Source organism: Micromonospora sp. NPDC049060, from assembly GCF_040649055.1.
Lineage (GTDB): Bacteria > Actinomycetota > Actinomycetes > Mycobacteriales > Micromonosporaceae > Micromonospora > Micromonospora reichwaldensis.
The window spans coordinates 1-17,699 of record NZ_JBEZEV010000029.1 but is presented as its reverse complement, the minus strand read 5'-3'; the positions used below and the strand labels follow the sequence as shown (position 1 = coordinate 17,699).

The window sequence follows — 17,699 nt, the reverse complement described above, 5'->3', positions numbered from 1 at the left end:
CGCACGGCGCAGAGTGCAGCGCGTGAGTCGCACCGGGTTCCGCCGTGTCCGCCCGCGCCGTGTCCGCCCGCCGGCGCTGCTGGCGCTGCTGCTGGTGGTGGCGTTGCCCGGCGTCGCCGGCTGCCAGGACGCTCCCGAGCCACCGGTACGGATCCGGATCGCGACCGGCAGCCCGACGGCGGTCTACCACGCCTTCGGGCAGTCCCTGGCCGCCGTGCTCAACCGGGAGCTGCCGGACGTCCGGGCCAGCGTGGTGGTGACCGCCGCCTCGGCGGAGAACGTCCGGCTGGTCGGCTCCGGCGAGGCCGAGCTGGGTTTCACCCAGGCCGACGTGCTGCCGGCGGCGCCGGCGACGCACCCGTCCGTGGTCGCGGTCGCCCGGGTCTACGACGACCTGCTGCACCTGGTCACCACCGCCGGCGGTCCCGTCCGCACCCTGAGCGACCTGCGCGGGCGGCGGGTGTCCGTGGGCGCGTCCGGCTCCGGCACCGAGATCACCGCCGTCCGGCTGCTGGAGGTGGCGCGCCTCGGTGGTGACCGGGTACGCCAGGAGCACCTCGGCCTCGACGACTCGGTCGCGGCGTTGCGGGCCGGCACGATCGACGCGTTCTTCTTCTCCGGCGGGCTGCCGGTCAGGGCGCTGGAGCAGCTCACGGACGACAGCGCGACCCGGATCGTCGACCTCGGCGAGTGGACCGGGCCGCTGCGCGAGAGCAACCCGGAGGTCTACGTCTCCCGGGACATCCCCCGCTCGGTGTACGGCACCGACCCGGTGACCACGGTGGCCAACCCGAACTTCCTGATCGTCCGGGCCGACCTGCCGACGCCGCTGATCCGGGAGGTGACCCGACTGCTGATGGAACGCCGCCAGGAGTTGGCCGCCGCGCATCCGGCCGCCGGGCGGATGAGCCCCCGCTCGGCCATCGCCACCGCCCCCCTGCCGCTGCACCCCGGCGCCGCCGACTGGTACCGCGCCGCCAAGCCCTGACCCGCGGCACCCCCGCGCCCGCCGCCAGGCCCGCCCTACGGCACGTCAGCGGGGCCAGCGGCGGCGTCGGCGAGGGTGGGGGCGGCGTCGGCGGGGGCGAGTGCGGCGGGGCCAGCGGCGGCGGGGGCGGGGAACCAGAGGCCGGCGACCAGGCCGCGCGGCTCGCCCCCGCGCATGGTGAGCCGCCCGTCCGAGGCGTCGACAAGCACGGCGACGATGGTGAGGCCCAGCCCGGCCCCGTCGATGTTCTGCACCTCCGGGGCCCGCCAGAACCGCTCGGTCGCCTGCCCGAGCTGGCTCGCCGTCATGCCCGGCCCGGTGTCCCGGACCTCCAGCGCGGTGCCGTCGCCGTCGTGCCGGACGGTCACCGTCACCTCCCCACCGGCGTCGCTGAACTTCACCGCGTTGTCGATCAGCGCGTCCAGGGCCTGGTCGATGGCGGTCGGCACGGTCCGCGCGTACGCCGGGGCGTCCCCGGCCACCAGCCGGAGGGTGATGCGGTGGTGCCGGGCGAGCGGCTCCCAGGCGGCCACCCGGGACGCGGCGACGGCCGCCGCGTCGACGGTGACCCGCTGGTTCTCCCGCCGCTCGGCGCGGGCCAGGGTCAGCAGCGCGTCCAGCACGAGGGCCAGCCGGTCGGTCTCCTCCAGGGCCAGTTGGTGCTCGGCCCGCCCGTCCGCGTCGGTGAGGCTCGGGCCCAGCTCCTCCACGCGCAGCCGCAGCGCGGTCAGCGGGTTGCGCAGCTGGTGGCTGGCGTGGGCGACGAAGGCCCGCTGCCGGTCCATCACGTCGGAGACGACGTCGGCCATGTGGTTGAAGCTGGTCGCCAGGCGACGCAGCTCCGGCGGGCCGAGCCGGTGCTGCACCCGCGCGCCACGGTCCCCCTCGGCGATCTCATGGGTGACCGCGTCCAGCTCGGTGACCGGGCGCAACACCCAGCCGGCCAGCCCGAACGCGGTAAGCACGCAGGCCAGCACGGCGAGCAGGCCCGTTCCGGCCAGCGCCAGCCACCAGACGGTCACGGCCCGCCGGACCTGATCGGCGGGGGTGGTGATGACCACCGCTCCGAGCACCTCGCCACCGTCGTTGATCGGCACCGCCACGACGATCGGCCCGTCGACCCACGGCCAGACCGAGTCCGGCCCGCTGGCCTGTTGGCCGGAGAGCGCCATGTCCAACGCCTCGCGGGAACCCGGGGCCATCCGCCAACTCCCGGAGGCCGCCACCGTCCGACGCTCCCGGTCGACCACCGCCGCGCCGATGTCGTACAGGGCGTCGTAGCTGCGCAGCTCGTTGGCGAGCGGGCCGGGGGGGCCGCCGCGCAGCGCCGGGCCGGCCAACGAGGCGAACCGGGTGGCGTCGGCGAGCCGGTCGGCGCGTACCCGGTCGGTCTCCCGGTTCGCCAGGGTGACCGCCAGCGGGGTCTCCAACGCGATCAGCACCAGCACCATCAACAGCAGATAGCTGATCACCAGCCGACGTCGCACGGCGTCCCCTCACTCGCCGCGCAGGCGGTAGCCGACCCCGCGTACGGTCTCCACCAGGCCGGGGTCGCCCAGCTTGCCACGCAGCGAGCCGACGTGCACCTCGACCGTGTGCCCGTCGCCCCAGGTCGAGCCCCACGCGTCGAGCAGGATCCGTTCCCGGGCCACCGCCACGCCGGGCTGCCGGGCCAGGGAGAGCAGGACGTCGAACTCCTTGCGGGTCAACGCCACCGGCCGGCCCTCGACGGTGACCGTCCGGGCGGCCACGTCGACGCGTACGGGCCCCACCTCGATCAGGTTGCGCTCCGGCACGGCGTGCGCCGCGCGGCGCAGCACCGCCTCGATGCGCGCCTGGAGTTCGGTCATGGAGAAGGGCTTGACCACGTAGTCGTCCGCGCCGAGCCGCAGTCCGAGCACCCGGTCCCGTTCCTCGCCCCGGGCGGTCACCGCGATGATGCCGAGCTGGCTGCTGCGCCGCCGCAGCTCCCGGCACAGGTCGGTGCCGTCGCCGTCGGGCAGGGTCAGGTCCAGCAGCACCAGGTCGCAGGGGGCGGCGCAGAGGGCCGCGGCGACGGTGGCGGCGTGCTCCACCTCGTACCCCCGGCGGGTGAGGGCGGAGGAGAGCGCGGCGGCCACCCGGCGGTCGTCCTCGACCAGCAGGATGCGCACCCGGGGCCCCCATTCGTCGGTCCGTCGACCCCGAATGGTGGCAGAAGTACGCCCGCGACGGGAGGGCCGGTCCCGCACCGACCCGGCGACAGCCCCGTCGGCGCGCCGGCGCGGGGGCGCCGGTGATGGTCGACCGGCAGGTCAGAGACCGAAGACCTCGTCGGCCGTGGCGTCGCGGACCCCGTCGACGAAGCCCCGGAAGCCGGGGTCGTCGTGGCTGGCGGGCACGCTGGTGACGATCTCGCCGGTGGCCTGGGTGACCGCGTCGACCAGGGGCGGATAGTCGATCTCGGCGTCCGGGAGGGTGTCGTCGTCCGCCTGGCCGAGGTTGATCACGTGCTGCACGTCCTCGGTCGGGGTGTCCGGGTCGCCGGCCCACTCGCCGCCCGCCCGGTGGCACTCGTCGTACAGCGCCCGCTGGCTGTCGGTCCAGTCCTCGTCGTAGCTCTCCATCGCCATCCCTCCGCGACCCGCTGCCCCGAGCATGCCGGGCGGCGGCGGGCACCGGGGCGGTACCGGGAAACCGGGACGGCCGCCGGCGGGACCGGCCGCGCGTAGGCTGCCGGGGTGATCTACAAGCTCCTCACCACCACCGAGTGGGACGACGCGCTGGCCGCCGGCCACCTCGACGGTACGGCGCTGGACCGGCAGTCCGGGTTCATCCACCTCTCCGGCGCCGACCAGGTGGTCGGTACGGCCCGGCGGTACTTCGCGGGCGCCACCGGGCTGACCCTGCTGACGGTGGACCCGGAGCGGCTGGGCGACGCGCTGCGCTGGGAGCCGGCGCGCGACGGGGCGCTCTTCCCGCACCTGTACGGCCCGCTGCCGGTGCCCGCCGTGGTGGCCGCCGACGCGCTGCCGGCGGACCGGCCGGTCGCCGACGCGGTGGCGGCGCTGCTCGCCTGACGGGTCGCTATGCTACGCCGAGTCCGCTCCCCCGGCCTCGCCCGCGCGCCCCGGGGCGGGTGTGGCAGAACCGATCCGCGCGATCGACGCCCGCCCGGCGTACGCCGACGCGGATCACCGACGGCGCGACGCCGCGCCCCGAGCCATGCGAGTTGAAGGATGACTGACAACAGTTCCCTGCCCCCCTCCGTCTTCGTCCACCCGACGGCCGACGTCGAGGAGGGTGCCCGCGTCGGCGACGGCACGAAGGTCTGGCACCTCGCCCACATCCGGTCCTCGGCGCAGGTCGGCGCCGGCTGCGTCATCGGCCGCAACGTGTACGTCGACGCCGGCGTGACGGTCGGCGACCTGGTCAAGATCCAGAACAACGTCTCGGTGTACCAGGGCGTCACCATCGAGGACGAGGTCTTCGTCGGCCCGTGCGCGGTCTTCACCAACGACTTCCGGCCCCGGGCGCAGAATCCGGACTGGACGATCACGCCGACCCTGGTCCGCCGGGGCGCCTCGATCGGCGCCAACGCCACCCTCGTCTGCGGCATCGAGGTCGGCGAGTACGCGATGATCGCGGCCGGCTCCGTGGTGACCCGGGACGTGGCGCCGTACCAGCTCGTCGCCGGCAACCCGGCGCGCCCGAAGGGCTGGGTCGACGAGCGCGGCGAGGTCGTCTCGCGGGACGTGGAGAACCCGCCGCAGCGGGGCTGAACGGACGACGCGGGGGCGGTGTCCGGTCGTGCCGGTCACCGCCCCCGCGTCAACGCGTCAGCCGCAGAGCCGGTCGATCTCCGCCCGGAACCGGTCCATCGCGTTCGGCTCGTCCGGGCCCAGCAGGTACGTCTTCAGCTCCCGACGCGCCTCGGTCATCGGGTCGTCACCGGCCCGGGTCACCGCGACGATCTTCGGCAGCTCCCCGCAGTCCGCACCGAGCAGGTACGCGGCCCGCGCGGTGGGGTACCGGCGGCGGAACTCGTCCTCGGGCAGCCCGGCCGGGTTCGCCACGACGTACGGCCGCTGGCTCTGCATGAAGTCCGAGACGACGCTGGAGATGTCGCTGACCAGCAGGTCGGTCTGGTTGAAGCAGTCGAACAGCCCCGGCGCCCGGCCGGTGACCACGAGGTGCGCGTCGCCGGCCAGCGAGGTCGCGTCGCTCTGCCCGCCGGCGGCCCGGATCCGACGGACGATCCGGTCGTTGGCCGACCGGGCCTTCGCCGACCGGCTGCCGGTGAGCGGGTGCGGCTTGTAGATCACCCGCACCCCGGGGGTCGCCAGCAGGCCGGCGACGATCCGCTCGCCCATCAGCACCACGGAGGTGTGGTAGACCTCCTCCTCCAGCCAGCCCTCCCAGGTCGGGGCGTAGAGCACGGTGAACGGCCGCTCCGTGGCCGTCGAGCCGAAGGTGTGCACGCCGGCCAGCTGCGGCCGGCCGATCTCGACGATGTCGCGGTCGAGCACGCCGACGCCGCTGAGGGCGTAGCGTTCCCGCCCCGCCGGACCGGCCACCCAGACCTCGTCGTACACCTTGCTGTAGGGGTTGACGCTGGCCTGCTTGTCGCTGTCGCCGTGGCCGACGAAGACGTGCTTCACGCCCGGCTCGCGCAGCAGGTGGATGTTGGCGCCGACGTTCGCCACGTAGAGGGCGGCCCGGAGGCTGCCCAGTTCGAGGTTCATGAAGTCGGTGCCGGCAGGTACGCAGACCACCGGCAGGCGGGTGTCGGCGAGCGCCCGGAACGCCTCCTCCTGGCGCATCAGCACCACTGCCCGCCGGCCGGTCGCCTCGACCGGGGCGAGCCACATGTTGGCCTGGTAGACGTCCTTGACGGGGCCGGCGAAGTAGAGCGCCAGGTCCGGCTGCTCGCGGGCGAGCCAGCTCTGCACCGCCGGGAGCGCCGAGGTGGCCCGGCCGCGCCCGCGCAGCCAGGTCAGCGCGAGCACGGCGGCGACCAGCGCCCCCGCCACCAGGGTGACCGCCGCGGTGAGCACCACCGGCGCCACGTCGTCGGCCAGCACCGCGATCACGGCCGCCGGCACCAGCGCCAGGTTGAGCAGGGGCAGCCGGTCGCCCTCGACGGCGACGGCCCAGGCCGGCGGCCGGGGCGCCCCGGAGGACCGCCCGACCTCGATGTTGCGGACGAAGGCGACGGCGGCGGCGCCCCGCTCGCCGAGGCGCGCCAGCACGCCCGTGCCGAGGGCGAGCGCCAGCAGCGCCGCGGGCAGCAGCAGCACCAGGACCAGCGCCGTCGGGCCGGGGCGGACCGTCGTCACGATCAGCAGGACGACCGCCAGGTCCCGGGCCAGGTGCCGGTACAGGCTCCCGATCCCGGCCTTGTCCAGCAGTTCCCCGCCGGCCGGGCGGCGCAGCAGGGTGAGTTCACCGGCGACCACGGCCAGGCCGGCGACCGCGAAGGGGATCATCCAGCCGAGGGCCCCGGCCAGCACCATGACGGCGTACGACAGCAGTAGCGCGCCGATGAGGCCGGCGTCCGGCTGCCTGCGCAGTTTGCTGAACAAAGACACACTCCCCTATCGATCACCGGCGAATCCGGGCAGGTGCGACCTTAACGTGGCATGTCCTTCGAGTATTGCCGGGGTGTCGCGCAGCCCACCAGCGGGCCACGGCGGCATCCCGCTCGACGCGACGGGGCCCCGGCCGTTGTCGACCGGGGCCCCGTGACGCGACGGCGGATCAGCCGCCGATGACCACCCGCCGCACGCCGGCCCAGCGGGCCGCGTCGGTGACCCGGCGGCCGTCGACCAGGACGGTCACGCCGGGCAGGTCGGCCGGGCTGAGGGTGCGGTACTCCGCGTGGTCCGCCTGCACGACGGCCGCGCCGAGCGGCTCACCGTCGTACGGCGGCAGGCCGTGCGCGGTGAGTTCCTCGGCGGTGTACATCGGGTCCGAGACGTACGGCCGGGCGCCCCGCTGCCGCAGCGCCTCCACGGTCGGGAAGACACCGGAGAAGGCGGTCTCCTTGACCCCGCCCCGGTAGGCGGCGCCCAGCACCAGCACCCCGACGTCGGTCAGGTCGCCGTAGGCGGCGGCGAGCAGGTCCACCGCGTACTCCGGCATGGCAGCGTTGGCCTCGCGGGCCGAGCGGACGACGGTGGCCGCCGGGTCGTTCCACAGGTACATCCGGGGGTAGATCGGGATGCAGTGCCCGCCGACCGCGATGCCCGGCTGGTGGATGTGGCTGTACGGCTGGGTGTTGCACGCCGCGATGACCTTGGTGACGTCCACGCCGACGGTGTCGGCGAACCGGGCGAACTGGTTGGCCAGCCCGATGTTGACGTCCCGGTAGGTGGTCTCGGCCAGCTTGGCCAGCTCGGACGCCTCGGCGGAGCCGAGGTCCCAGACGCCGTTGGGCTGCTCCAGGTCGGGCCGCTCGTCGAAGTCCAGCACCGCCTCGTAGAAGCGCACGCCGTGCTGCGCCGACGCCTCGTCGACGCCGCCGACCAGCTTCGGGTAGCGGCGCAGGTCGGCGAAGACCCGCCCGGTGAGCACCCGCTCGGGGCTGAAGACCAGGTGGAAGTCCTTGCCCGCGGTCAGCCCCGAGCCCTCCTCGAGCATCGGCGCCCAGCGGTTGCGGGTGGTGCCGACCGGCAGGGTGGTCTCGTAGCTGACCAGGGTGCCCGGCTTGAGGCCGGCGGCGATGGCGCGGGTCGCGTCGTCCATCCAGCCGAAGTCCGGCACGCCCTCGGCGTCCACGAAGAGCGGCACGACCACCACGACCGCCTCGGACTCGGCGACCGCGGCGGCGGTGTCGGTGGTGGCGCTCAGCAGCCCGGCGGCGACGGTCTCCTTGAGCTTGACGTCCAGGTCGGTCTCGCCCGGGAAGGGCACCGCCCCGTCGTTGACCAGCCCGACGACCCGCTCGGAGACGTCGGCACCGATCACCCGGTGGCCCTTCGTGGCGAACTGCACGGCGAGCGGCAGACCGATCTTCCCCAGCGCGACGACGCAGATGTTCATGGAACTACTTTCCTCCTAGTGGAAGCCTGCGTCGCAGGCGGGCCACCACCCGGCGCAGCGTCACCGGCGAGACGGCGATCACCAGGTGGCCCTTGTGGTTCGTGGTCGTGGTGAACACGTACAGCTGTCCGCCGTGTCGGTGGAGCACCCGCTGCCGGACCGGCGGACGTGGCCCGCGCAGCGGGGTGGAACCGCTCTCCCCGGCCGCCACGGCGGTGACCCGGACGGTCCGGGTCCGGCCTCCCGGCGGGAGGCCGGCGAGCAGGTCGACGGCCCGGAACGTGACCCGGACGGTGGTCCCCAGCGGGTCCTCCGTCAGGCCGGTGACCGTGCCGGCGGCCGAACCCACCTTGAAGGTGAGCCCGCCGTCGGCGAGCTCGGCGAGCTCCGGCCAGGGGCTGCGCGCGGCGACCGTCAGCGTCCTCTCCCCGCCCCGGTCGGGGGACCAGGTCGCGGAGACCGCCTCCAGCCGGGCGAGCCACTTGGGGTCGGACCGGCTGACCTCGAACCACTCCTCGGACAGGGCGGAACGGGGGTCGCCGAAGCCAGGGTACAGGGCGTACCAGCGCTCGTCCTGCACCACCGTGGGCGGCAGCCCCTCCTCGACGTCCTGCCTGATCACCGCCCGCAGGTCGGCGAGCGACCCGAGCCAGGCGGCGCCGATGCGCACCCGGGCGGTGACGCCCAGCCGGTCCCGGATGGGGTCCGTGAGGTGCTTGCGGGCCAGGTTGGCCACGCCCGCGCGGACCTGCTCCTGGACGTCGGGCTCCAGCGTCAGGAAGTCGTCCTGGAGCAGCTTGGCGATCTCCCAGGTGAAGTGCCGGTACAGCACCGCGTCGCGCCGCTCGCCGGGCTCGATCAGCTCCGCCACCACCTCGACCACGCGCTCGACGCCGCGCAGCCGGGCGAGGTGGTTGCTGCGGTAGGTGATGTTGCCGGCGTTGAGCCGCTTGACCGCGTAGTAGTAGTCGTAGTCGGCGAGCACCGAGATGCGCCCGGCCCGCAGGCACGCCTCCAGGGTGAACGGCTGGTCGCTGCCGACCGGCATGTCCTCGGGGTAGCGCAGCGCGTACTTCTCGATCAGGTCGCGCCGGAACAGCTTGGTGTTCGACAGGGCGAACGGCAGCGCGGAGGAGAAGAGGTCCACCTCGGCCCGGGTGCTCTCGAAGATCGCCTGGTGGACGTAGCGTTCGTTGACCCCGACCATCCGGCCGAGCAGCACGTCGGAGCCCCACTCGTCGGCCGCGGCGACCATCCGGGCCAGTGCCTCCGGCCCGAGGTGGTCGTCGGCGCCGATGAACAGGACGTAGCGGCCGGTGGCGTGCTCCAGCGCGCGGTTGCTGGGGGCGGCGGGGCCACCCGAGTTCGCCTGGTGCAGCACCTTCACGGTGCCCGGGTACGCCGCCGCGAAGCGGTCCAGCTCGGCGCCGCTGCCGTCGGTGGAGCCGTCGTCGACCGCGACGACCTCCAGCCGGTCCAGCCCGATGGTCTGCTCCACCAGGGAGGTCAGGCACCGGGTCAGGTCCGGCATCGTGTTGTAGACGGCCGTCACCACCGTCACGTCGGGCGTGGTCACGCGCCGACCCGCAGGGCTGGCGGCTCGGCGCCCGGGGTGGTGTCGTCACCGCCGGCACCGCGACCGGCGGGCAGCAGCCGGGAGTAGACGCCGTCGAGCACCCGCGCCTGCGCCTCCCACGTCCACGACTCCAACAACCCCGGACGCTCGTACGCCTCCCGATAACGCCCCGGATCCCCCAACACCCCACGCACCACCCGCACGAAGTCCCCCACATCCTCCGCCCGGAACACCTCACCCTGCCCGGTCGACCGCACCGTCTCCGCCATCGTCCGCACATCACTGACCACCAACGGCAACCGCGCATGCGAATACTCGAAGAACTTCGTGATCAACGCAATCTCATGATTCGGCCAATGATGAATCGGAATGACCCCCACCGAAGCCCCCGACAAGAACGGCACCACCTGATGATGCGGCACGTACGACAACACGTGCACCCGCTCAGCCACCCCCAACTCACCCGCCCGCACCACCAACCCCTGCACGTACGCGGAGTCGGGCTTGTTGACCACGAAGGCGGCGTGCGCCCCGGGCAGTTGCGGCAGCGCCTCGACCATGACGTCGAGGCCCCGCCGCGCGGCGGCGACACCGCTGTAGACCAGCAGCGGCACGTCCGGCCCGATCCCGCAGAGCTGGCGGATGTCCGGCGCGGGCTCGTCACCGGGGCCGGGCAGCTCGGCCAGCGAGGGGGCGTTGAGCACGACCTCCGGCCGTTCCGCCAGACCGTGCTCCTGCTGCAACAGGTCGGCCAGCCCGCCGGAGACGGTCGTCGCCGCGTCCGCGTACGGCACGAACTCCCGCTCGTGCGCCATGTTGCCCGGCAGCCACCGGACGTTGTCGCGCCACGCCTGCACGCCGGGGAGGTACTCGTGGGCGTCCCAGACGACCGCGACCCGCCGGCCCTTGGCGGCGGCCCGCAGCTTGGCCCGGGCGGCCACCCCGAGCATGCGGAAGTCGTTGGCGTGGATCAGGTCCGGCCGCAGTTCGTCGACCGTCGGGCCGTAGGCCAGCTCGTAGTCCCACAGCCCCGGCTCCAGCCGCCGCCAGGCGCCGTCGCCCTGCACGGCCTGCCAGAACCTGGTGTACGCCCGGTCCAGCGGCCCGTCCAGCTTCTTGCGGCCGCGCCGGGACCGGGTGAGCTGCCAGTGGCGGAACGAGACCCAGCGGCGGGTCGCCCCGGCGACCAGCTCCTCCGCGCGCAGCGCGTGCCACCGCAGCGGTGACGGGCGGCCGGCGCCACCGGCGCGCGCGGCCACCGTCAGGGCGGCCCGCCGGAAGGTCAGGTCCGCCCGCCAGGCCTTCATCGCCTGGCTGCGGTGCGCGGCGATCCCGGTGGGCGGGTACGCCAGCGGCCAGCGCAGCCAGCCACGGCGGAACTCGTGCCGGCGCTTGGCCAGCGGCTCGGGCATCGGCAACAGGCGCACCTCGGCGTCGCCGAGGTGCCAGCTCTGTTCGCGCCCGGCGGCTGTGCGGCCGAGCAGGACGACCTCCCAGCCGGCGTCGGCGGCCGAACGGGCGGCCTTCTGTACCCGGGAGTCACCGTTGACCCCGTTGTCGACAAGCATGACAACACGCCCCCGGGCGCCGGCGCCGCCGTTCAGCCCCATCGTCTGCTACTCCGCCTCTGCCCGGTGCCGTCCGGCCGGGTCACCCGGCCCGGATCCCGAGCGATTGTACGAGACCGCCGGCCGGCACCCTCGCACCATGGATGTGGGAAAGCGCGGGTCGACTTCGCCTCCGCGCGCCCCGGAGCGTACCCTCCCCGCTGTCCGTCCCGGCGCCGACCGCGTCGATGCGCGCTCCGCGCGAGGAAACTGTCAGCCGGATACCTTCCGCCGGAAGTAGGGCGAGATGTCGAGTAGCCAAAACCTCGGTGGCGCGCCGGTGGCCGCGCCGGACGCCCGCCGGGCCCGCGTCCGGCTGGTGCTCGGCCTGCTCGCCGCCGCCGCGCTCGGCAGCCTGCTGTGGGTGGCCCGCTGGGAGACCGCGCCGCAGCACGCCTACCCGGACACCTACTGGTACGCCCGGCAGGCGGTCACCATGACCGGCACGCCGTCCGCCGAGGCGGACCGGTTCGCCGCCCGGCTGGTCTGCCGCCAGGGCATGCCGAGCCCGCGCCCGGGTGTCTCCTGCGTCGCCGCCACCCGGCAGTGGGCCGCCAGCATGCCCCCGCGCTACCAGCGGATCTTCACCACCCGGCCCGGCTACTCGCTGACCGTGGCACCGTTCGTGCTGGCCTTCGGGGAGCGGGGAATGGTGCTGGCCACGGCCGCGCTCGCCGTGCTGGCCGGCGTGTTGGCGGCCCTGGCGGTCCGGCTGCTCGGTGGCGGCCTGGTCAGCTCGCTCGCGGCCACCGCGCTGCTCTTCCTGCTGCCCACCGGGTTCTGGCTGAGCCGGCTGCTGGCCGAGGCCGGCGCGACGGCGTTCGCGCTGGCCGCGCTCTGCGCCGCCGTACCCCTGCTGCGGCCGGGCGGCCCGACGCGCGGCCGGCTCCTGCTCGGCGGCGCGGTGCTGGCCGGGCTGCTCGGCTCGACCGTCACCCGGCCGGCGACCGGCCTGCTGCTGTCGGGCGCGCTGACGGCGGTGCTCGGCGCGCTGACCCTGGCGCGCCGCCGCCGGGCCGGCTGGGAGCCGGGGCTGGTCGTGCTCACCGCCGCCTGCGGCGTGGCCACGGCGGTCTGGCTCGGCCTCAGCGCCGCGCTGGACATCCCCGGCGCGGCGGAGACGCTCCAGGACAAGTTCACCGTGCACTTCACCCGGCCGGACGTGCCCGACCCGTGGCCCCGCCTGGTGGAGCTGAACCGGGACTTCTGGCCCGCCCAGCTCAACGCCTGGTGGAACGAGGGCGCGCCGCTGGCCGCGTCGCCGTTCCTGGCCCTGCTGCTGATCGGCTTCGCCGCCCTGTTCCGGGCGCTGCCCGGCCGGGCCGCGCTGCTCTTCGCCACGGCCGGGGCGACCGGACTGCTCACGCTGGTGGCCCACCCCAAGGAGTCCGAGGCGGACCGGCTGGTCCTGGTCATCTGGCTGCCGGTGGTGGTCGGCCTCGCCATGCTGCTGGGCAGACCCGCCCGACCCGCTCCGGCGCCCGCCCCGGACACGGCGGGCGGGCCGGACACGGCGGCCGGGTCGGACACGGCGGCCGGGTCGGACACGGCGGCCGGGTCGGACACGGCGGCCGGGTCGGGGCGGCAGCCCTCGGAGTAGGGACCGCCCGGGCGGTCAGCGGGTCAGCGGGCGGACGTCCCAGAGCCAGACGTCGTCGACCCGGCGGCCCGGACCGAAGCACGCGTCCAGCACCGCGCGGAGCGCCTCGGCGCGGGGATGCCGGGGCAGCGCCACGGCGTCCGCCCGCCAGTGCCGCACGTCCAGCTCCGCCTGCGCGCGTTCCGCGGGGGTGATGGTGACCGGCGCCGGGCGTTCCCCGGTGGCCACCTGGGTCAGCAGGACCGCGGTGGGCCGGGGGTCCACCCCCCACCGGCCGGTGTCGTCGGTGGGGGAGGTCGGTCCGAGGAAGTAGCCCTGCGGCACGGCGAAGCCGACACCCGCGGCGGCGCCCCAGCGCACCGAGGTCATGTTCTCCACCGGCACCGGCACGAGCGTCCGCCCGGGCGCGACGTGCTCCCGCCACCCGCCGGCGGTGACGAAGTCGGGCACCTCCGGGCGGCCCACGGCCGGCAGCGGGGTCGGCAGCAGCGGCACCAGCGCGACGGCCAGCGCCACCGCTACCAGCGGCCGGACCGGCACGACGCCCACCCGGGCCGGGACCCGGCCGGAGAGCAACCGGTCCACCACGATCGCCACGAGCACCCCGAGGGCGGCCGTGGTGATCAGGGCGAAGCGGGCCACCACCATCGCGTCGACCACCGGCAGGCCGTTCAACAGCCGGAACGGCCCGGGGACCCCGGGCCCGCGGACCGCCCAGTTGATCGTGTTGCCCAGCGAGAAGAGCGCCGCCAGCACCGCGGTGAACCCCAGCACCCGGACCAGGTGCTCCCGGCGCAGCCAGGCCACCGCGGCGACCGCCACCAGCACCAGCGGCCAGCCGTAGAAGCTGGCCTCCTCGGTCACGTTGGCGGCCAGCCGGCGGTCACCCTGCGGGCCGCCGCCGAGCGACTCGGTCGCGTAGCTGAAGTAGGAGGCGAGCCGCAGGGCGTACTTGTCGGGGTCGGTGGGGTGTCCGCTGCGGTGCTGCGGGCCGAGGAACTGCATCCAGAGCGGGTACGCCGTCACCAGCAGGGTCAGCGCGCCGGCGACACCCAGCACGGCCAGCGCCCGGGGAGCCGCAGCCAGCGCGGCCCGGGGCCGGAACAGCACGTGGCCCAGCAGCGCCATCACGCAGGCCAGGGCGAGGATGAAGAGGATCTCGACGCTGACGAAGAACTGCGCGGAGACAAGCGCACCGAGGATGAGCCCGTCGCGCAGCGGGCGCCCGCCGCGGGTGAGCCGGGCCACCCGCCACACGATGAGCGGGACCAGCCACTGCGCGGTGATGTGCGGGTGACCGTTGCTGTGCGAGATGAGGGCCGGCGCGAAGGCGCAGCAGGCGGCGCCGACCAGCGCCGCCGCGCGGTTGCCGACCACGTGCCGGGAGAGCACCCAGTACCAGGCGAAGCCGGTGCCGGCGAGGTTGAGGGTCATCAGCACCAGGTAGGACAGCGAGGCGCCGCCCAGCAGGGTGACCGGCGCGAGCATGATGCCGGGCAACTGGATGCCCACGTTTGTCATCAGGTTCACGCCGTCCGGCGCGTTCTGCAACGTCGTGAAGAACGGGTTCTCCAGGTTGGCCACCGCGTGCGCCGCGTGGGCCAGCATCCACTCGTTGAAGTCCTGGTCCGCCGGCTGCGCGCCGAGCACCCGGCCGTGCACGTCGCGCCAACCCCGGGCGGTCACCCAGAGCGCGCCGGCGAGGAGGACGAGCACGGCGAGGAGGTCCGGCCGGCGCCGGCGGGGCTCCCGCGGCGGATCAGCCGGCGCGCGCTCCTCGGCGGCGTCGGTGGAGAGGTCTGTCGCCGGGGGATGCGCTGCGGTCACGGTGCCCGATCCTACTCATGGCGACGTGCTCCACGGTGCCTCCGCTCCGGCCGCCGGGGGCTGCGTCGGAGCGGGCGGGTGGTCGGGCAGCAGCCGGGAGTAGACACCGTCGAGCACCCGCGCCTGCGCCTCCCACGTCCACGACTCCAACAACCCCGGACGCTCGTACGCCTCCCGATAACGCCCCGGATCCCCCAACACCCCCCGCACCACCCGCACGAAGTCCCCCACATCCTCCGCCCGGAACACCTCACCCTGCCCCGTCGACCGCACCGTCTCCGCCATCGTCCGCACATCACTGACCACCAACGGCAACCGCGCATGCGAATACTCGAAGAACTTCGTGATCAACGCAATCTCATGATTCGGCCAATGATGAATCGGAATGACCCCCACCGAAGCCCCCGACAAGAACGGCACCACCTGATGATGCGGCACGTACGACAACACGTGCACCCGCTCAGCCACCCCCAACTCACCCGCCCGCACCACCAACCCCTGCACGTACGGGGCGGCGGGGCGGGGCACCACCAGCGCCACGTGCGCGCCGGGCAGCTCGGTGAGCGCCTCGACCATGATGCCGAGGCCCCGCTGTTCTGCGGCGGCACCGCTGTAGACCAGCAGCGGCACGTCCGGCCCGATCCCGCAGAGCTGGCGGATGTCGGGCACCCCGTCGCCGCCGCCCGCCGCGTCCGCGCTGCTCGGGGTGTTCAGCACGACTGTGGGCTGCTCGGGCAGGTGGTGCCGCTCGCGCAGCAGGTCGGCCAGCCCGTCGGAGACGGTGAGCACCGCGTCGGCGTACGGGGCGTACTCCCGCTCGTGGGCCGTGTTGGCCGGCAGCCACCGGGGGCTGTCGTTCCAGCGCCGGATGCCGGGCAGGAACTCGTGGGCGTCCCAGACCAGCGCGACGCGCCGGCCCTTGGCGGCGGCCCGCAGCTTGGCCCGCGCGCCGACCCCGAGCATGCGGAAGTCGTTGGCGTGGATCAGGTCCGGCCGCAGCTTGTCGACCACCGGCCCGTAGGCCAGCTCGAAGTCCCACAGCGCCGGGTCGAGCCGGCGCCAGGCGCGGTCGCCGGCCACCGTCTGCCAGAACTTGGTGTAGAGCTGGTCGACCGGGGTGGCCAGGTCCTTGCGTGCCTCCTGGGCCCGGCTGAGCTGGCGGCGACGCAGCGACACCCAGCGGCGCGACACCTTCGTCGCCAGCAGCTCACCCCGCAGCAGCTGCCGGCTCAGCGTCAGCCCGGCGGAGGAGCGCCCCTCCCCCCGGGCCTGACTCAGCGCGCCGAGCCGCGCCTCCAGGTCGGCGCGACGGGCGCGCACCTCCTGCTCGCGGCGGGCGGCGATGCCGGTGGGCGGGTACGCCAGCGGGCCGCGCACCCAGTGGCGGCGGAACTCGTGCGGCGCCCGGGCGAGCGAGGTGGTCATCGGCAGCAGCCGGACCTCGGCCCCGCCGAGCTGCCAGGTCTTGACCTTGCCGGTGGCCGAGCGGCCCAGCAGGACCACGTCCCAGCCGGCCTCGGCGGCCGAGGCGGCGGTCTTCTGCACCCGGGAGTCGCCCTCGACGGCGTTGTCCACGAGCATGACCACCCGACCCCGGGTGGCGGGGGTGGCCGGTCCGGCGGCGCCGTCGGTCATGGGTGTCTCCTCCGTCCGTGCGGCCCCGTCGGGCCCCGGCGAGTGTACGGCAGCGGCGGCCGCCCGGACGCCACGCTCCCGGTGCGCCGGGGCGGTCGACGGCCGTCGCGCGGCGGTCCACCCACCGGCCGCGGCGGCGTCGGCGGACACCCCCGCCCGGGGCACTAGCATGGCCCGGTGACCGCCTCCCACCCTGTCAACGTCGCGCCGGCCGTCGGGGCCGGCCCCGCACCGTCACCGGCCCCGCCCCGGTCGGACGGCGCCGTCGCCACCGCGCACCCGGAGGGCCGGGCCGGCGGACCACCACCCCGCGAGTACGGGCTGGACGCGCTGCGGGTCGTGGCGATCTGCGGCGTGGTGGCGATCCACGTCTTCGGCGTCGTCGTCGGCCAGGACGACCTGCGCGGCAACCTCGGCTGGTGGGTCGCGACCGCGATCGACATCGGCGCGATCTGGACCGTGCCCGCGTTCATCATGATCAGCGGGGCGTTCGTGCTCGATCCGCGGGCGCACCGGGCCGGCCCGGCCGCGTTCTACCGCAAGCGGTTCGCCCGGATCCTCCCCGCCATGATCGTCTGGCACGTGGTGTACGTGGTCGTGGTGCGGATGGCGATGCGGGGCGAGGAGGTGAGCCTCACCCTGCTCACCCGGCTGCTGATCGACGGCAAGGTCTTCACCGCGCTGTACTTCCTCTGGCTGATCGCCGGGCTCTACGTGCTCGCGCCCGTCATCGCGCCGTTCCTGCACGCCGGCGGGCGGCACCGCGCGCTGGTCACCGCCGGGGTGGCGCTGGGCTGGACCATGGTGGCGTACATGATCCCGGGCATCGCCCTGATGCTGGGCGACTCCCGGCCGAACATCCTGACCAGCTGGAACCGGTGGTGGCCGTACGTCGGCTTCTTCATCGCCGGCTGGGCCCTGCGCCGGGTGGTGCTCAACCGGCTCTGGACGGCGCTCGCCCTGCTCGGCGCCGGCCTGCTGCTGGCCGAGGCGATCTGGCAGTTCGGGGTGGCGCCCGAGCACCGCCTGCTCCAGGCCACCTTCCCGGTGATGGCGACCGGCACCCTGGTCGCCGCCGCCACCCTGCTGATCTTCATGGCCTCGGTGAGCATCGGGTCCCGGGTCACCTGGCGCCCCGCCGTGGGCCGCCTGGTGACGCGCCTCTCCGACGCCTCGTTCGGGGTGTTCCTGATCCACCTGCTGGTCTTCGAGGTCTTCCGGCAGCTCATCCCCGACGTGGAGGCCGGACGGTCGCTGGTGGTCATCGGGCTGACCTACCCGGCCGTGCTGGTCATCTCCTTCGCCGTCTCCATGCTGGCGTCGAAGATCCCGTACGTCCGCGCGGTCTTCTGACCCCACCATCGCCCGGCTCGTCGTCGACGGCGCTCACCTCAACGCCGAGGAGACCTTCCACCACAACCTGACCACCATCTTGGACGGCAT

General features: G+C 74.5%; 14 protein-coding genes. 5 read left to right on the top strand and 9 right to left on the bottom strand.

All coding sequences use genetic code 11. The features are described 5' to 3' along the window. The first annotated feature begins 22 nt into the window (after window positions 1–22). Window positions 23–988, top strand: a complete 966-nt coding sequence (locus tag AB0B83_RS13890; RefSeq protein WP_357578480.1) for a TAXI family TRAP transporter solute-binding subunit — start codon at window positions 23–25, stop codon at window positions 986–988. A 35-nt stretch (window positions 989–1,023) separates the two neighbouring features. Here the strand turns inward: AB0B83_RS13890 and AB0B83_RS13885 are convergent, their stop codons facing one another. The 3 genes from AB0B83_RS13885 to AB0B83_RS13875 all read right to left on the bottom strand — a co-directional run bounded on the left by AB0B83_RS13885 (window position 1,024) and on the right by AB0B83_RS13875 (window position 3,594). Further along, entirely contained in the window at window positions 1,024–2,475 is a 1,452-nt protein-coding gene (locus AB0B83_RS13885) for an ATP-binding protein (protein WP_357578479.1), read from the bottom strand. Between the two features lie 9 nt (window positions 2,476–2,484). After that, the gene (locus AB0B83_RS13880) at window positions 2,485–3,141 is read right to left on the bottom strand and encodes a response regulator transcription factor (protein WP_357578478.1); all 657 of its coding nucleotides are present in this window, start codon (window positions 3,139–3,141) and stop codon (window positions 2,485–2,487) included. A gap of 141 nt (window positions 3,142–3,282) precedes the next feature. Beyond that, the gene (locus AB0B83_RS13875) at window positions 3,283–3,594 is read right to left on the bottom strand and encodes a hypothetical protein (RefSeq protein ID WP_311412826.1); all 312 of its coding nucleotides are present in this window, start codon (window positions 3,592–3,594) and stop codon (window positions 3,283–3,285) included. A gap of 114 nt (window positions 3,595–3,708) precedes the next feature. Here AB0B83_RS13875 and AB0B83_RS13870 point away from each other — a divergent pair, with 114 nt between their 5' ends. Beyond that, window positions 3,709–4,047: a DUF952 domain-containing protein gene (locus AB0B83_RS13870; protein ID WP_357578477.1), complete on the top strand. Its 339-nt coding sequence runs from the start codon at window positions 3,709–3,711 to the stop codon at window positions 4,045–4,047. A gap of 159 nt (window positions 4,048–4,206) precedes the next feature. Next, window positions 4,207–4,749 (top strand): acyltransferase, encoded by a 543-nt coding sequence (locus AB0B83_RS13865; RefSeq protein WP_357578476.1) that lies wholly within the window; start codon window positions 4,207–4,209, stop codon window positions 4,747–4,749. 57 nt (window positions 4,750–4,806) lie between these two features. On the opposite strand, the gene AB0B83_RS13860 is transcribed toward AB0B83_RS13865, so the two are convergent. The 4 genes from AB0B83_RS13860 to AB0B83_RS13845 form a co-directional block, all read right to left on the bottom strand. After that, window positions 4,807–6,552 (bottom strand): CDP-glycerol glycerophosphotransferase family protein, encoded by a 1,746-nt coding sequence (locus AB0B83_RS13860; RefSeq protein WP_357578475.1) that lies wholly within the window; start codon window positions 6,550–6,552, stop codon window positions 4,807–4,809. Window positions 6,553–6,727: 175 nt separating this feature from the next. Next, window positions 6,728–8,011, bottom strand: a complete 1,284-nt coding sequence (locus tag AB0B83_RS13855) for a nucleotide sugar dehydrogenase (RefSeq protein ID WP_357578474.1) — start codon at window positions 8,009–8,011, stop codon at window positions 6,728–6,730. A 4-nt stretch (window positions 8,012–8,015) separates the two neighbouring features. Further along, window positions 8,016–9,587, bottom strand: a complete 1,572-nt coding sequence (locus tag AB0B83_RS13850; RefSeq protein ID WP_357578473.1) for a glycosyltransferase — start codon at window positions 9,585–9,587, stop codon at window positions 8,016–8,018. After that, window positions 9,584–11,155 (bottom strand): glycosyltransferase family 4 protein, encoded by a 1,572-nt coding sequence (locus AB0B83_RS13845; RefSeq protein WP_357578518.1) that lies wholly within the window; start codon window positions 11,153–11,155, stop codon window positions 9,584–9,586. The genes AB0B83_RS13850 and AB0B83_RS13845 overlap by 4 nt, the downstream gene beginning before the upstream one ends. A 286-nt stretch (window positions 11,156–11,441) precedes the next feature. Here AB0B83_RS13845 and AB0B83_RS13840 point away from each other — a divergent pair, with 286 nt between their 5' ends. After that, window positions 11,442–12,794 (top strand): hypothetical protein, encoded by a 1,353-nt coding sequence (locus tag AB0B83_RS13840; RefSeq protein ID WP_357578472.1) that lies wholly within the window; start codon window positions 11,442–11,444, stop codon window positions 12,792–12,794. A 15-nt stretch (window positions 12,795–12,809) separates the two neighbouring features. Here AB0B83_RS13840 and AB0B83_RS13835 read toward each other — a convergent pair whose 3' ends face one another. Together AB0B83_RS13835 and AB0B83_RS13830 are read right to left on the bottom strand one after the other, a co-directional pair. After that, window positions 12,810–14,621: a hypothetical protein gene (locus AB0B83_RS13835; protein ID WP_357578471.1), complete on the bottom strand. Its 1,812-nt coding sequence runs from the start codon at window positions 14,619–14,621 to the stop codon at window positions 12,810–12,812. Window positions 14,622–14,636: 15 nt separating this feature from the next. Then, a complete protein-coding gene (locus AB0B83_RS13830) occupies window positions 14,637–16,202 on the bottom strand; it encodes a glycosyltransferase family 4 protein (RefSeq protein ID WP_357578517.1) in 1,566 nt (521 codons plus the stop codon). A gap of 231 nt (window positions 16,203–16,433) precedes the next feature. On the opposite strand from AB0B83_RS13830, the gene AB0B83_RS13825 reads away from it, so the two are divergent. Further along, complete coding sequence (locus AB0B83_RS13825; protein WP_357578470.1) at window positions 16,434–17,609, top strand: acyltransferase; 1,176 nt, start codon at window positions 16,434–16,436, stop codon at window positions 17,607–17,609. The last annotated feature ends 90 nt before the right edge of the window (window positions 17,610–17,699 follow it).